General features: G+C 49.5%; 16 protein-coding genes. 3 read left to right on the top strand and 13 right to left on the bottom strand.

The annotated features are described in order from the left end of the window. Positions 1-72 precede the first annotated feature (72 nt). From potD to potA, 4 genes are read right to left on the bottom strand one after another with little or no spacing between them, the layout of a single operon-like run. Positions 73-1,119: a spermidine/putrescine ABC transporter substrate-binding protein PotD gene (gene potD, locus FEK42_RS18160; protein ID WP_130205579.1), complete on the bottom strand. Its 1,047-nt coding sequence runs from the start codon at positions 1,117-1,119 to the stop codon at positions 73-75. Further along, the gene (potC, locus tag FEK42_RS18155; protein ID WP_000580316.1) at positions 1,116-1,910 is read right to left on the bottom strand and encodes a spermidine/putrescine ABC transporter permease PotC; all 795 of its coding nucleotides are present in this window, start codon (positions 1,908-1,910) and stop codon (positions 1,116-1,118) included. Before potC ends, potD begins: the two co-directional genes overlap by 4 nt. Next, on the bottom strand, positions 1,907-2,764 hold the full coding sequence (potB, locus tag FEK42_RS18150) for a spermidine/putrescine ABC transporter permease PotB (protein WP_135492228.1): 858 nt from the start codon (positions 2,762-2,764) through the stop codon (positions 1,907-1,909). Before potB ends, potC begins: the two co-directional genes overlap by 4 nt. Then, positions 2,748-3,884 (bottom strand): spermidine/putrescine ABC transporter ATP-binding protein PotA, encoded by a 1,137-nt coding sequence (gene potA, locus FEK42_RS18145; RefSeq protein WP_130205581.1) that lies wholly within the window; start codon positions 3,882-3,884, stop codon positions 2,748-2,750. Before potA ends, potB begins: the two co-directional genes overlap by 17 nt. Before the next feature lie 249 nt (positions 3,885-4,133). Here potA and pepT point away from each other — a divergent pair, with 249 nt between their 5' ends. Next, on the top strand, positions 4,134-5,360 hold the full coding sequence (pepT, locus tag FEK42_RS18140) for a peptidase T (protein ID WP_135491158.1): 1,227 nt from the start codon (positions 4,134-4,136) through the stop codon (positions 5,358-5,360). A 48-nt stretch (positions 5,361-5,408) separates the two neighbouring features. Here the strand turns inward: pepT and roxA are convergent, their stop codons facing one another. The 8 genes from roxA to rluE all read right to left on the bottom strand — a co-directional run bounded on the left by roxA (position 5,409) and on the right by rluE (position 13,235). Beyond that, positions 5,409-6,530, bottom strand: coding sequence for a [50S ribosomal protein L16]-arginine 3-hydroxylase (gene roxA, locus FEK42_RS18135; RefSeq protein WP_135492230.1), 1,122 nt, complete (start codon positions 6,528-6,530; stop codon positions 5,409-5,411). A gap of 75 nt (positions 6,531-6,605) precedes the next feature. Further along, on the bottom strand, positions 6,606-8,066 hold the full coding sequence (gene phoQ, locus FEK42_RS18130) for a two-component system sensor histidine kinase PhoQ (protein ID WP_135492231.1): 1,461 nt from the start codon (positions 8,064-8,066) through the stop codon (positions 6,606-6,608). Next, positions 8,066-8,737 carry a two-component system response regulator PhoP gene (gene phoP / locus FEK42_RS18125; protein WP_130205589.1) on the bottom strand — a complete coding sequence of 224 codons (672 nt, stop codon included), beginning with the start codon at positions 8,735-8,737 and terminating at the stop codon, positions 8,066-8,068. Before phoP ends, phoQ begins: the two co-directional genes overlap by 1 nt. Positions 8,738-8,899: 162 nt before the next feature. Further along, positions 8,900-10,270: an adenylosuccinate lyase gene (gene purB / locus FEK42_RS18120; RefSeq protein ID WP_130259683.1), complete on the bottom strand. Its 1,371-nt coding sequence runs from the start codon at positions 10,268-10,270 to the stop codon at positions 8,900-8,902. Between the two features lie 3 nt (positions 10,271-10,273). Then, entirely contained in the window at positions 10,274-10,915 is a 642-nt protein-coding gene (gene hflD / locus FEK42_RS18115) for a high frequency lysogenization protein HflD (RefSeq protein WP_001297479.1), read from the bottom strand. Positions 10,916-10,950: 35 nt separating this feature from the next. Next, a complete protein-coding gene (gene mnmA, locus FEK42_RS18110) occupies positions 10,951-12,057 on the bottom strand; it encodes a tRNA 2-thiouridine(34) synthase MnmA (RefSeq protein WP_001353282.1) in 1,107 nt (368 codons plus the stop codon). Positions 12,058-12,110: 53 nt separating this feature from the next. Next, positions 12,111-12,572 (bottom strand): phosphatase NudJ, encoded by a 462-nt coding sequence (nudJ, locus tag FEK42_RS18105; protein WP_130205593.1) that lies wholly within the window; start codon positions 12,570-12,572, stop codon positions 12,111-12,113. Positions 12,573-12,581: 9 nt separating this feature from the next. Then, entirely contained in the window at positions 12,582-13,235 is a 654-nt protein-coding gene (gene rluE, locus FEK42_RS18100; RefSeq protein WP_130205595.1) for a 23S rRNA pseudouridine(2457) synthase RluE, read from the bottom strand. Between the two features lie 171 nt (positions 13,236-13,406). Here rluE and icd point away from each other — a divergent pair, with 171 nt between their 5' ends. Both icd and FEK42_RS18090 read left to right on the top strand, forming a co-directional pair. Beyond that, positions 13,407-14,657 carry an NADP-dependent isocitrate dehydrogenase gene (icd, locus tag FEK42_RS18095; RefSeq protein ID WP_000444485.1) on the top strand — a complete coding sequence of 417 codons (1,251 nt, stop codon included), beginning with the start codon at positions 13,407-13,409 and terminating at the stop codon, positions 14,655-14,657. Positions 14,658-14,787: 130 nt separating this feature from the next. Then, positions 14,788-15,633, top strand: a complete 846-nt coding sequence (locus FEK42_RS18090) for a hypothetical protein (protein WP_000892216.1) — start codon at positions 14,788-14,790, stop codon at positions 15,631-15,633. A gap of 66 nt (positions 15,634-15,699) precedes the next feature. On the opposite strand, the gene FEK42_RS18085 is transcribed toward FEK42_RS18090, so the two are convergent. Continuing rightward, the coding region (locus FEK42_RS18085; protein WP_138211910.1) for an integrase core domain-containing protein at positions 15,700-15,945 on the bottom strand (246 nt) is incomplete at its 5' end.

The following is a 15,945-nucleotide window of genomic DNA, read 5'->3' as shown; positions in this document are numbered from 1 at the left end:
TTATTCCTGACTCATTAGTCACTTCCTTGCTAAATAAAAAACGGGCGGTAATACCACCGCCCGCTTGCTGAATTAACGTCCTGCTTTCAGCTTCTGATAATACTCTTCATAAATGCTGCTGGCTGGGCCAACGTCACTCTGCCATTCGCCATTTTTAATGGTTTCAGCATCCGGGTAGAGCGTCTTGTCGTTCGCTATTTCCGGGCTTAACAGTTTGCGCGCGGCGAGGTTTGGTGTTGGATAACCGATAGTTTCGGCAACCTGTTTTGCCACATCCGGGCGCAGCAGGAAGTTGATCAGTTTCAGCGCGCCTTCTTTGTTTTTGGCATTTGCCGGAATCGCCAGGCTGTCCATCCAGAAAATGCCGCCTTCTTTCGGCCACACCACGTCAATTGGCGTACCCGCCTGGCGAGCAACGAAAGCAGAGCCGTTCCAGATCATGCCGAGGTTAACTTCGCCTTCCATGTACGGGTTTGCCGGGTTATCGGAGTTAAACGCCGCGACGTTTGGCATCAGTTTTTTCAGCTCGTTATACGCAGCTTCAATCTCTTTCGGATCGGTGGTGTTACCGGAGTAGCCCAGCTTACGCAGCGCCATCTGGAACACTTCACGGGCATCGTCGGTCAGCAGCAGGCTGCCTTTGTACTCAGGCTTCCACAGATCGGCCCAGCTGGTGACAGATTTCGGATCCACTGCATCACCGTTAACGCCAATCGCCGTCGCACCCCAGATATACGGAATGGAGTAGTCGTTATTCGGATCAAACGGCTTGTTGAGCATTTCTGGATCGAGGTTGCCAAAGTTTGTTAACTTCGACTTGTCGATCTTCTGGATCATCCCTTCTTTACGCATTTTATCAACGTAATAGGTTGAAGGAACCACCAGGTCATAGGCACCGTCTTTGTACGTTTTCAGCTTGGCGTACATGGTTTCGTTCGACTCGTAAGTCGAATAGATAACCTTAATACCGGTTTCTTTGGTGAACTGTTCGAGCAGTCCAGGCGGCACGTACTCGGTCCAGTTGTAGAAATACAGTGTGTTGTTGTCATCAGCGTGAGCGGCGCTCATGCCCAGTGCCAGAGCACCCGCCGCGAGCAGGTGGCGTGACCATTTTTTCATTTAACGTCCCCTGTGTTACCTTTCGTTTTATCACGAGCAATAAGCTGGCTGGCAATTACCATCACCAGCGACAGCACCAGTAATATGGTTGCCAGCGCGTTAACTTCCGGCGATACGCCGACTTTGACCATCGAATAAATTTTTAACGGCAGAATTTCATAGCTTGGGCCGGTGACGAACGAAGAAACTACCACATCGTCCATCGACAGGGTAAAGCTTAACACCCAGCCCGCCGCCACCGCTGGCATTGCCAGTGGCAGGATGATTTTTCGCAGAATGGTAAATTCACTGGCACCGAGATCTTTCGCCGCTTCCAGCATTCGCACGTCAAAACCTTTCAGGCGCGAATACACCGTCACCACCACAAACGGCAGGCAGAAGGTGATATGCGAGAACAGCAGCGACCAGAAGCCAAGCTGAATACCCAGCAGCATAAACAGCACCAGCAGAGAAATCGCCATCACGATATCTGGCGACATCATCACCACAAACAGCATTCCGCTAACGAACGGCTTACCGCGAAAGCGATAGCGGTACAGCGCAACTGCCGTCAGTGAACCGATAAGCGTGGCAAACGTCGCCGAAAACACCGCCATCGTCAGTGAATGCTGCGCTGCCTGTAACAGACTGTCGTTGTTCATCAGCAGGCTATACCATTTGGTGGTAAAACCCTGCCAGTTGATGCCAAAGCGTGAGCTGTTGAAGGAGTTCACAATCAAAATAATGATTGGGATATACAGGTACGCGTAGATAGCGGTCATAAAACCGCCGCGAAGCAGTCGACCGATCATTCGAGTTCCTCCTTCTTATTCAGCAAACGAGAAGCGCGCCAGTAAACCAGCAACATCAGGCCCATTACGATAGTCAGCGTAATGCTGGTGGCTGCACCAAACGGCCAGTCACGAATATTAAGGAACTGGACCTTGATGACGTTACCGATCAGCAGGTTTTTCGCACCGCCCATCAGGTCGGACACATAGAACAGGCCCATCGCTGGCAGCATCACCAGCAGACATCCGGCAATAATCCCCGGCATCGTCAGTGGAATAATGATGCGGATAAAAGTCTGCAACTTGCTGGCACCGAGATCGCGCGCCGCCTCCAGCAACGGCTTATCCAGTTTTTCGATACTGGAGTACAGCGGCATCACCATAAACGGCAGCAGAATGTAAACCAGACCGATAATCACCGCACTGGGCGTGAACATGATACGAATTGGTGTGTCGATAACGCCCAGCCAGAGCAAAAACTCGTTGAGATAGCCTTTGGTGCTGAGGAAAATTTTCAGCCCGTAGATGCGAATCAGTGAGTTGGTCCAGAAGGGAACAATCAGCAGAAAAAGTAGCAGCGGACGCACCTTGTGCGGCAGCTTCGCCAGAAACCAGGCAAACGGATAGCCCAGAACCAGGCAGGCGAGGGTGGCGATCAGCGCCATATTCAGCGAGTGCAATAGCACTTCAAAATAGAGCGGATCGAGCAGACGTGCGTAGTTTTCCAGCGTAAAGACCATTTTGACGAAACTGGCGTCGTCGCGGGTCAAAAAGCTGGTGCCAATGATCATCAGGTTGGGCAGAAAGACAAACAACACAAGCCAACCGACAATAGTGACAATCACTACATTCTGGAACTTACTTGTGTTCTTCATCAGCCAGTACGACCTCCCAGCTTTCTACCCAATTAATGGCCATTTTTTGGTCGAGAGAGTGGTCAAAGTCAGGATCGTCTTCATTGAAGAATTCGCTGACCATCACCATCTTGCCATTTTCCAGTTCAACAACCGACTCCAGCGTCATGCCTTTGTAGTTACGCTCACGAACGTAACCAATCAGACCTTCAGCATGGTTGTCGTCGTTAATCTCTTCAACACGTAAGTCTTCCGGGCGCAGCAGAACATGCAGTTTTTGCCCCGGTTCAACGGCGAAGTTAACGTAGATATTACACTCGCGACCTTCAACGTTAGCCCGCACGCGCTGCTCGTCGAGACGTTCGATGACAGTAGCGTTGAACATATTGATTTCGCCAATGAATCCGGCAACAAATAAATTCTTCGGCTCTTCGTAAATTTCGCGCGGTGTACCATCTTGCTCAATACGACCCTCGCGCATCACCACAATCCTGTCTGACATGGTGAGTGCTTCTTCCTGATCGTGAGTGACAAAGACGAAGGTAATGCCAAGCTTACGCTGTAACGCTTTCAGCTCGTTCTGCATTTGCTTGCGCAGTTTGTAATCCAGCGCAGAGAGCGACTCATCAAGCAGCAGCAGGCGAGGCTTGTTAACCACCGCGCGGGCAATGGCGACGCGTTGCTGTTGACCGCCTGAGAGTTGATGCGGTTTGCGTTGAGCGAAGCTTTCCAGTTGCACCATCCGCAAAGCTTCCATCACGCGAGGCGTAATTTCAGCAGCAGGGGTTTTTTGCATACGCAAACCAAAGGCCACATTTTCGAATACGGTCATGTGGGGGAATAGCGCGTAGCTTTGGAAAACGGTGTTCACATAGCGGTTTTCCGCCGGAACGTGGGTGATGTCCTCGTTATCCAGCATGATGCGTCCAGAATCAACAGTTTCCAGACCCGCAATCAGGCGAAGAACGGTTGTTTTACCGCAGCCAGAAGGGCCAAGCAGCGTGAGGAACTCGCCATTGTTGATAGTCAGATCCAGCTGGGGAATGACCTCTTTACCATCAAAGCATTTGCGAATTCCCGCCAATTGCACCAGCGGTGAAAGCGAACTCGGTTGTTTATTCAATTTTTTACTCTGTCCCATGTAAACGCAACGGATGGCTTACCGAAGCGGGGTTTGTGGTTAACCACCTTGGTGACTCTTAAAGAGGGCCGTAATTCTACGGCAAACTACTTGGATCGCCAATCCTTGTTGTGAATTACTGGCTTAGCTTTATATTCATTAAGGTAATGTTGATAAATATTCCCGATTGCAGGGGTAAAAGTGACCTGACGCAATATTTGTCTTTTCCTGCTTCTTAATAATGTTGTCACGAAAAGTGAGGGTGACTACATGGATAAACTACTTGAGCGTTTTTTGAACTACGTGTCTCTCGATACCCAATCAAAAGCGGGGGTGAGACAAGTTCCCAGCACGGAAGGCCAGTGGAAATTATTGCATCTGCTGAAAGATCAGCTGGAAGAAATGGGTCTTATCAATGTGACCTTAAGTGAGAAAGGAACGTTGATGGCGACGCTACCGGCTAACGTTCCTGGCGATATTCCGGCGATTGGCTTTATTTCTCATGTGGATACCTCACCGGATTGCAGCGGTAAAAATGTGAACCCGCAGATTGTTGAAAACTATCGTGGCGGCGACATTGCGTTGGGCGTCGGCGACGAAGTCCTGTCACCGGTCATGTTCCCGGTACTGCATCAACTGCTGGGACATACGCTGATCACCACTGACGGTAAAACATTGTTGGGTGCTGACGACAAAGCAGGTATTGCAGAAATCATGACCGCGCTGGCGGTATTGCAGCAGAAAAATATTCCGCATGGCGATATTCGTGTTGCCTTTACGCCAGATGAAGAAGTGGGCAAAGGGGCGAAACATTTTGATGTTGAAGCCTTTGATGCCCGCTGGGCTTACACCGTAGATGGTGGTGGCGTAGGTGAACTGGAGTTTGAAAACTTCAACGCTGCTTCGGTGAATATCAAAATCGTCGGCAACAATGTTCACCCAGGTACGGCAAAAGGTGTGATGGTGAATGCGCTGTCGCTGGCGGCACGCATTCATGCGGAAGTACCGGCAGATGAAAGCCCGGAAGCCACGGAAGGTTATGAAGGCTTCTATCACCTGACAAGCATGAAAGGCACTGTTGAGCGCGCCGATATGCACTACATCATCCGTGATTTCGACCGTAAACAGTTTGAAGCGCGTAAACGTAAAATGATGGAAATTGCCAAGAAAGTGGGCAAAGGGTTACACCCGGATTGCTACATTGAACTGGTGATTGAAGACAGTTACTACAACATGCGCGAGAAAGTCGTTGAGCATCCGCATATTCTTGATATTGCCCAGCAGGCGATGCGCGATTGCGATATTGAACCAGACCTGAAACCGATCCGTGGTGGTACTGACGGTGCGCAGTTGTCGTTTATGGGATTACCATGTCCAAATCTGTTTACCGGCGGTTATAACTATCATGGTAAACATGAGTTTGTCACTCTGGAAGGAATGGAAAAAGCGGTGCAAGTGATTGTGCGTATTGCCGAGTTAACGGCGAAACGGAAGTAAGCGAAATTGGATGCGGCATATGATGCCGCATCCGGCTTCAATTCAAATTTACCCTTCGAAGAACCAATACCCGCTATTGACCAGCGCCGCGAGCATCGCGAGGAATGACGGATCTTCCAGTGCGTCGCCAAAATTCTCGGCGGTCAGTGCAATGTTGCTGGCGAGTGCCCCCAGCGCTGGACGGTGCGGGGAATCAATTTTCTCACCATTAGCATAAACATCGTCGCCAATGCGCAAGACGCGCAGACCACCCAGACGCACCAGTACATCACCTTGTTTCAGCGCGTCGTAGATTTCATCCGGTTGATACGGTGGCTCTGGCGGAGCGATATCCAGTTCATGACGCGACTGCGAAATAAACTCGCCAAACCACTGTTTAAAGTGTTCTGGCTGGTTGATCAACTCAAGCATCATCTCACGCAGTTTATCCATCTCCTGCGGCAGAACGTCTGCCGGATGATCGCGAGGAGGGACATCCGGATCGCTGTAGTAATTACCGCCCAGCTCACGTTGCAGCACGTAATCGGCAAATCCGCTGATCAGTTCCCGCGTATTCGGCGCACGAAAACCAACGGAATAGTTCATCGCATTTTCCAGCGCGTAGCCTTCGTGCGGGAACCCAGGCGGAATATAAAGAATATCGCCTGGCTCCAGCTCTTCATCAATAATCGCTTCAAACGGATCAACCTGTAACAGATCCGGGTGAGGGCAGTGCTGCCTCATGTGCAGTTTTTCACCTACCCGCCAGCGACGGCGACCTGTACCCTGAATAATAAATACATCGTACTGATCGAGATGCGGACCGACGCCGCCGCCAGGCACGGAAAACGAGATCATCAGATCGTCAATGCGCCAGTCCGGTAATTCACGGAACGGACGCATCAGCGCGGCGGCCGGTTCATGCCAGTGATCAACCGCCTGGACCAGCAATGACCAGTTGGTTTCGCCCAGATGGTCGTAGCTTTCGAATGGCCCGTGACTGACCTGCCATTTGCCATCCTGATGACTGACCAGCCGACTGTCGACTTCACTTTCCATCGCCAGGCCCGCCAGCTCGTCGGGAGAAATAGGGTCAATAAAATTATTAAAGCCGCGTTTTAACACCACGGGACGTTTCTGCCAGTGGCGTTCAAGAAAATCGGGCCAATTAAGGGTGAGTTGGTATTCCATGTTAAGCGTCCATAGGCGGGTATCTGCAACCGATTATAACGGATGCATACTGTAATGCGCGAACAAAGGACATATTTATTCATCTTTCGACAAGGAATGCTGGCGACCAAAAATCACCTCCATTCGCGCACCGCCGAGCATGCTCTCTCCGGCGATGATTCTTCCGTCGTACTGTTCAGTAATTTCACGAGCGACCGCCAGCCCCACGCCTTGCCCGGGGCGTAAGGTATCAACACGCTGACCACGGTCGAAAATCACCTCACGCTTGCTTTGCGGGATCCCCGGTCCATCATCTTCGACCACGATGTAGAGATGTTTGTCAGTTTGCCTTGCGGAGATTTCGACAAACTCGAGACAATACTTACAGGCGTTATCCAGTACATTGCCCATTACCTCAACAAAATCGTTCTGCTCACCGACAAAGCTAATTTCTGGCGAGATATCGAGGGAAATATTGACGCCTTTACGCTGATAAACTTTATTCAGTGCCGATGTGAGATTGTCCAACAACGGGGCCACTGGATGTAGTTCGCGGCTAAGTAATGTCCCGCCACGCATACTGGCTCGGTGTAGGTAGTAACCAATTTGTTGCGAGATACGGCTAATTTGTTCCAGCATCACCGGTTCCGCCTCACTGACGTTCATCTTTTCACTTCGCAAAGAACGTAGCGTACTTTGTAGCACCGCCAGAGGCGTTTTCAGGCTGTGAGTCAGGTCAGTGAGCGTAGTGCGGTATTTGTCGTAACGCTCACGCTCGCTTTTTAAAAGTCGGTTCAGGTTACCCACCAGGCTGGTCAGTTCTCTCGTTGTTGTAGGGTTGAGCAGTTCACGGTGGTGTTCTTCCAGTTCGCGGACTTCTCGCGCCAGGGCTTCAATAGGGCGTAAGCTCCACCAGGCGGCGATCCACAGTAACGGGATCACTAACAACAGGTTGGCCAGGAGTACATAGAGAAACCAGCTCCATACCGTATAGGAACTTTTAAGCTCTACGGGAATGGTATCGACCACCACAATGGTGAGTTTTGGCATTCGCGCCGTTGCCGGATAGACATTAACGGCTACCGAGTGGGTCATTTCTGCATCGTCGTCGTCTTCCCGAACTTCCTGCAACTGCTGCTGAATAGAGAGATCGTTACTCAGTAGCAGGCTGGTATCGTTCACGTCAGCCTCTATTTCGTGAAAACCATTGGATTTCAGCCAGTCAGGCTGGATCATTTTCATCAGCCAGGGAACGTCACGCTGCGCCCACAATAGTTTGCCGTTCTCGTCATAAATCAGAGACATCGTGGGACTTTGCTTGTCGATATTTTCCGGCAGTTCAACGTGTAGCTTATTGTTTTCCCATTTCGCCAGTGTATAGAATAAATTACTCTCGCCGCGTAACAGACGAAACGTCGTTTTATCGAAACTAACGCTATAACCGATCAGGGCAACCATACCGTAGGAAAGTGAAAGCACTAGTACTACCGCGGCCGTCGCCAACAGAAAACGTACCCGCAGCGAGAGCGGGGAAAAAACACGCAGTAATTTTTTCATCAGCGCAATTCGAAAAGATAACCCTGGCCGCGAACGGTGGTAATCACCTCGTGCGGGTATTGCGCCTGAATTTTTTTGCGCAGCCTGCCCATCAGAACATCAATGGTATGACTTTCCCGCAGTTCGGCATCCGGGTAGAGCTGTAGCATCAATGAATCTTTACTGACCACTTTGCCGTTGTTACGGATCAAGGTTTCCATAATGGTGTATTCAAATGCGGTCAGTTTGATGACTTCGTCACTAATGGATAATTCGCGACGGGAGAGATCAACCTGAAACGGCGGCAGCGAAATAACCTGTGAAGCCAGGCCGCTATTACGCCGCATTAATGCCTGCATTCGTGCCATCACTTCTTCAATATGAAAGGGTTTAGTCACGTAATCATCAGCACCGGCGCTTAATACTTCAACTTTGTCCTGCCAGCTTTCACGGGCGGTTAAAACCAGAATTGGCAGTGAAACATCATTACTACGCCAGCGACGGATCAGCGACAAACCATCTTCGTCAGGCAAACCGAGATCGACAATCGCAATATCCGGTAAATGTTCGTTGAGATAATAATCGGCTTCTTTGGCATCTTCTGCGTCATCGACCTGATGACCCGCGTCCTGAATCTGAACTTTAAGATGGTGACGTAACAACGCATTGTCTTCGACAACCAGTACGCGCATTTTTATTTCTCCCTGTCTTAATTATAAAAATAGTGTAACGCGATTATGTGGTTGTGGGGGTAAACATTAAATAAACCAGTGGGGAAGGGAGGTGTAAATAGAAAAGCGGATTATCTTAATAAACAGGCCGGACGGCATCACCATCCGGCACTGATACGAGGCTTATTTCAGCTCATCAACCATAGTGATGGCACGACCAATATAGTTAGCCGGCGTCATCGCTTTCAGGCGTGCTTTTTCATCTTCTGGCAGCGCCAGACCGTCGATAAATTGCTTCATGCCTTCGGCGTCAACGCGTTTACCGCGAGTCAGCTCTTTCAGCTTCTCGTATGGCTTCTCAATCCCGTAACGGCGCATTACCGTCTGGATCGGTTCAGCCAACACTTCCCAGTTGTGATCCAGTTCATCCAGCAGATGATCACGGTTCACTTCCAGTTTGCTCACACCTTTCAGGGTGGACTGGTAAGCAATCAGCGCATAACCGATACCCACGCCGAGGTTACGCAGCACGGTGGAGTCGGTCAGGTCACGCTGCCAGCGGGAAACCGGCAGTTTGCTTGCCAGATGCTGCAATACTGCGTTGGAAAGCCCCAGATTGCCTTCGGAGTTTTCGAAGTCGATCGGGTTAACTTTATGCGGCATGGTGGAAGAACCAATCTCACCAGCGATGGTTTTCTGTTTGAAGTGGTTAAGGGCGATATAACCCCAGACGTCACGGTCAAAGTCGATCAGAATGGTGTTGAAGCGCGCAACGCAATCAAACAGCTCGGCGATGTAGTCGTGCGGTTCGATTTGGGTAGTGTACGGGTTCCACTGAATACCCAGCGAGGTGACGAACTCTTCGCTGAACTGATGCCAGTCAACTTCCGGGTAAGCGGCGATGTGGGCGTTATAGTTACCGACCGCGCCGTTGATTTTGCCGAGGATCTCCACCTGGTTAAGCTGGCGGTACTGGCGCTCCATACGGTAGGCGACGTTAGCCATCTCTTTACCGATGGTTGACGGCGTGGCTGGCTGACCGTGGGTACGGGACAGCAGCGGGATATCGCGATACTGAACGGCGAGATCTTTAATACCGTCAATCAGTTGACGCCAGTATGGCAGGATCACTTCATCACGCGCAGTTTTCAGCATCAACGCGTGGGAGAGGTTATTGATATCTTCCGAAGTACAGGCAAAGTGAATGAATTCAGAAACCGCGTGCAGTTCCGGGATCTCCGCCACTTTTTCTTTCAGGAAATACTCAACCGCTTTAACGTCGTGGTTAGTGGTACGCTCGATGGTTTTGATTCGCGATGCATCTTCTTCACTGAAATTAGCGACGATTGCATCAAGGTAACCGATTGCGTCGGCAGCAAAAGCAGGAACTTCCTTGATCGCTGCGTGCGCGGCCAGTTTTTGCAGCCAACGTACTTCAACTTGTACACGGAATTTCAGCAAACCATATTCGCTGAAAATCCCGCGCAGCGCGCTGACTTTATCGCCGTAGCGTCCATCGACAGGGGAAACGGCGGTCAGTGAGGATAATTCCATAGATCACAACTCCGGGGTTAAATGAGCAAGAATTTGTTTTGCCTGAGTGGTCAGGCGATTACGAGAAAACATCAGTTGCAGACGTCCGCCGCCAACCTGGTGCCAGAGCACGGCGGCGCGAATGCCTGCCAGCAGGGTTGCGCGAACTTTCGCCTGCACCTGTGGGCTTTGCAGTACGGCAGGGGAGCCGGTGACCTGAATGCGCGGGCCAAGCGGGCTGATAACATCAACATAGATGGCGGCCATCGCGCTCATCAGCGTTTCGGACTGTAAATCGAAGTGTTCGAGTTGGCGTTGCAGGCCGTTGATCCGGTTGCCCAGAGTGTCGAGCGCACCTTTCGCTGAGGAAAGTTTGCGCTCAAGCACCATCAGGCTTAGCGTGTAGCGGGTTAGCTCAGCGTTTAAGCCCTGACGACTGCTGGCATTGAGCACGCCGAGCAGGGTTTCCAGCCCGACGCGCAGGTTGGCTTCGCTACCGCCAAAAACCGCCAGCGTCGAGCTGGGGTTCATATCAATAATACTGTTGAGTGAGACGTGTAGCGCATCGGCATCACAATGCCCCTGGTGAGCGAGTTGTTGCACCAGGCGTGCCGACTGACAAATACCGGCCAGGGCGAGTGTGATGTCATAGTAATTCTTTGCCACGTTCACTGCTTCCTTGTTGTAATTAAAGACAATAATCAGACCGGCAGCGGTAGACGCTGCTCAATGATACCGCCACCGAGGCACACTTCACCGTTATAGAAGACGGCAGACTGGCCCGGCGTCACGGCGGCAACTGGCTCATCGAAAATCACTTCAATGCGATCGTCGTCCAGCGCCTTGACGGTGCACGGAATGTCGGTCTGGCGATAGCGGGTTTTTACCGTGCAACGCATAGTGCCGGTGAACGGTTCGCGATCGACCCAGTGTAGCTGCTGGGCAATCAGACCGACAGACATCAGACGCGGGTGTTCATGGCCCTGCGCAACAATCAGAATGTTGTTTTCGACGTCTTTATCGACCACATACCACGGTTCTTCGGTGCCTTCTTTAGTGCCACCGATACCCAGACCTTTACGCTGACCGAGGGTGTGATACATCAGCCCCTGGTGCTCACCAATTTCATCGCCATCGACGGTAATGATTTTGCCCGGTTGCGCCGGGAGATAACGGCCCAGGAACTCGCGGAATTTACGTTCGCCAATGAAGCAAATGCCGGTAGAGTCTTTTTTCTTCGCGGTGACCAGACCAAGATCTTCAGCAATCTTACGCACCTGCGGTTTTTCCAGTTCGCCGACCGGGAACAGGCTTTGCGCAATTTGCTCATGGCTGAGCGTATAAAGGAAGTAGCTCTGGTCTTTATTGCTGTCCAGACCACGCAGCAGGCGGCTCTTGCCATCGACATCTGCACGACGAACGTAATGACCGGTAGCGATATAATCGGCACCTAAATCTTCGGCGGCAAATTCGAGGAAGGCTTTAAATTTGATCTCTTTGTTGCACAGAATATCCGGATTCGGCGTGCGACCGGCTTTATATTCGGCAAGGAACAGTTCGAAGACGTTGTCCCAGTATTCGGCAGCAAAGTTGACGGTGTGCAGTTCAATGCCGAGCTTATCGCAGACCGCCTGGGCATCAGCCAGATCCGCTGCCGCTGTGCAATATTCCTCACCGTCGTCTTCTTCCCAGTTCTTCATAAACAGGCCTTCGACCTGATATCCCTGTTGTTGCAACAGCCAGGCAGAAACGGAGGAATCGACACCGCCGGACATGCCGACGATCACTTTTTTTGCGGTTTCAGACATTGGATTACTCACGACATTGAACTTCAAGGCGGCGTATTCTATCACGCAGCCTTTTAGATGACACCCTTTGTAAAAGGCCAGTTAAAATCGCCAATCATCTCCAGCGGATAGCGTTGCCCGCTTTGATAACAACGAATACTTTCCGCCACCAGTGGCGAACGTAGATTTGACGCCTGTAAAATTTCTTCGGCGCTGACCCAACGGCAGCAGTCGATATCGCTGTCATGAGGCTGGGTCGGGCATATTTGCTCAAGTTCAATGGCAAACAGGAAACGCAAAAACGGCGTTTTATCTGGCGCAATCCACTGATGCATGCGGATAAAGTGTTGCGGTCGCGCGCTGATGCCGGTTTCTTCCCACAGCTCACGCGCAGCTGCTTCTACTAGCGTCTCATCCGCCTCCAGATGTCCCGCCGGTTGGTTCCATAACGCTTTACCGTTAATCGTCTCTTCAACAACTAAAAATTTGTCCTCTGCGTGTACCACGCAGGCGACGGTAACGTGCGGTTTAAACATTGTGCATCCTTATTCTGTTGCTTCTCGCCATTCGCCGTTAGCGAGATTATCCAGTGTGTAATTGCCCATGGCATAGCGAATCAGTCGCAGCGTAGGGAAACCGACATGGGCGGTCATGCGGCGCACCTGGCGATTACGTCCTTCATATAAAGTAATCTTCAGCCAGCTGGTGGGAATACTTTTACGTTCACGAATTGGCGGATTACGTGGCCATAACCACTCTGGTTCTTCAACCAACTCCACGCCTGCGGGCAGGGTAGGGCCATCATTTAAGGTTACGCCATTGCGCAAGGCTTCAAGAGCGTCTTGTGTGGGAATGCCTTCCACCTGCACATAATAGATTTTCCCGGTGCGTTTGCCCGGCTGAGTTAAACGAGCCTGTAGTGCACCATTATTGGTCAGCACCAATAACCCTTCGCTATCGCGGTCGAGACGACCCGCCGCATAAACACCCTGAACCGGGATGAATTCTTTTAATGTTTTGCGCCCAGCTTCATCGGTGAACTGTGGCAGGACATCGTAAGGTTTATTAAACAGGATCACACGCGTGGGCTGGTTTTCTGGTTTGCGTTTGTTAGTGCGTTGCGAGCTGAATCGCTTAACCTGGTGATTTCTAAAAGAAGTTTTTTGCATGGTATTTTCAGAGATTATGAATTGCCGCATTATAGCCTAATAACGCGCATCTTTCATGACGGCAAACAATAGGGTAGTATTGACAAGCAAATTACAAATCATTAACAAAAAATTGCTCTAAAGCATCCGTATCGCAGGACGCAAACGCATATGCAACGTGGTGGCAGACGAGCAAACCAGTAGCGCTCGAAGGAGAGGTGAATGGAAAGTAAAGTAGTTGTTCCGGCACAAGGCAAGAAGATCACCCTGCAAAACGGCAAACTCAACGTTCCTGAAAATCCGATTATCCCTTACATTGAAGGTGATGGAATCGGTGTAGATGTAACCCCAGCCATGCTGAAAGTGGTCGACGCTGCAGTCGAGAAAGCCTATAAAGGCGAGCGTAAAATCTCCTGGATGGAAATTTACACCGGTGAAAAATCCACACAGGTTTATGGTCAGGATGTCTGGCTGCCTGCTGAAACCCTTGATCTGATTCGTGAATATCGCGTTGCTATTAAAGGCCCGCTGACCACTCCGGTTGGTGGCGGTATTCGTTCTCTCAACGTTGCCCTGCGCCAGGAACTTGATCTCTACATCTGCCTGCGTCCGGTACGTTACTATCAGGGCACCCCAAGCCCGGTTAAACACCCTGAACTGACCGATATGGTTATCTTCCGTGAAAACTCGGAAGACATTTATGCAGGTATCGAATGGAAAGCAGACTCTGCCGACGCTGAGAAAGTAATTAAATTCCTGCGTGAAGAGATGGGCGTGAAGAAAATTCGCTTCCCGGAACACTGCGGTATCGGTATTAAGCCATGTTCTGAAGAAGGAACCAAACGTCTGGTTCGTGCCGCGATCGAATACGCAATTGCTAACGATCGTGACTCTGTGACCCTGGTGCACAAAGGCAACATCATGAAGTTCACCGAAGGCGCGTTTAAAGACTGGGGCTACCAGTTGGCGCGTGAAGAGTTTGGCGGTGAACTGATTGACGGTGGCCCGTGGCTGAAAGTTAAAAACCCGAATACCGGCAAAGAGATCGTCATTAAAGACGTGATTGCTGACGCATTCCTGCAACAGATCCTGCTGCGTCCGGCTGAATATGATGTTATCGCCTGTATGAACCTGAACGGTGACTACATTTCTGACGCTCTGGCAGCGCAGGTTGGCGGTATCGGTATCGCCCCTGGCGCAAACATCGGTGACGAATGCGCCCTGTTTGAAGCCACCCACGGTACTGCGCCGAAATATGCCGGTCAGGACAAAGTTAACCCAGGCTCTATTATTCTCTCCGCGGAGATGATGCTGCGCCATATGGGTTGGACTGAAGCCGCAGACCTGATTGTTAAAGGTATGGAAGGCGCAATCAACGCCAAGACCGTAACCTATGACTTCGAACGTCTGATGGAAGGCGCTAAGCTGCTGAAATGTTCAGAGTTTGGTGATGCGATCATCGAAAACATGTAGTATCCGCATGTGTTAAAAACTGTAACGGGCGTATTATACGCCCGTTGTTTTATGTTAGCAGGCTAATGGTTATCAAAATTTTATCAAAATAAGTTATCAAAACGTTAAATTGTAACATTCTGGGATTAGTATGTTAGAAAATTTTTTGAGCAGGCTCGAAGAAAGAAAATATAAAAAAGCACAACAAGAAGCTATAGCGGCATTTCAGATTGGAGCCAAAGATGAGGCCGGTTATACAATAAGTCATATATTTGCTAAAAGTGATGAGTTTATTGTTTACGATGCAGCAGAGTTACCTTCGCATGAATCGATTAGAATTTATATAAAAACTAAAAAGGATGATGATACAACTTTAATAGATAACTATAATAAAGTTAAAAAATATTTAGATGGTTTTAAATCTCATTGCTATAAGTATAAATGTGGAGTGGAGTATAAAAGACGCGCCGCAACAGCCTTAGCTCATGGTATTTATGGGGATACTGATGAGGCTATCAGGAAATTTAATGATATTAACAGTGAAATAATAAAAGATCATGAAGAATCTGTCCGGGCTAGATTATGCTATCAAATCGGAGCGTTTACACCTGTTATAGTATTGTCAGTAATTCTATTATTTATTTATCTGTTTAGAGATGCTGTTTTTTTTGTAAAAAACCCCCTGTTTCTAACCTTACCTGTTTGTTTATTTTGGGCTTCTTTAGGGGGATATCTTTCTGTTTCACTAACCATAAAAAACACAGATCGAGAAAAATCTTTAAAGAGAAGAATCTATTATTTTTATGGTGTAGAAAGATGTTTAATTGCTTTAGTGGCTGGTGTCATTTGTTATGCTATAATAAAAAGCGGATTAGTTCTTGATTTACTAAACAAAGAAGACAATAAATATGTGTTGTTTATAATATATTTACTTTCTGGGTTTAGCGAGACACTTATTCCAAATGCGCTTAAAAGTATTGAGCGAAAGATAGACTAAATGTAAATTGTATTAGCTCAGACCTGATCTGACAGTTACCGGTTATTTATACAGGTATCTGTCAGATTACATCTGGCTTAAATTTTTCTCGGCCCAGATGCGCTTTCCATCAAGTAACGTTTCCATTGGCGTCCGCCCATTGCACATTTTTCCCTGATGGGTTCGCTCATTATTATAGTGAGCCAGCCATTCATCAAGATCCGACTGTAATGTATCAAGATCGCCGTACAGTTTTTTACGGAACGTTACCTGATAAAATTCGTTCAGGATTGTTTTATGGAACCGCTCGCAGTGTAAGTATCCCGCATAATC

This window comes from Escherichia sp. E2748 (genome assembly GCF_005781125.1).
In the GTDB taxonomy this organism is placed as follows: Bacteria; Pseudomonadota; Gammaproteobacteria; order Enterobacterales; family Enterobacteriaceae; genus Escherichia.
This window is presented reverse-complemented; position numbering and strand designations above follow the sequence as displayed.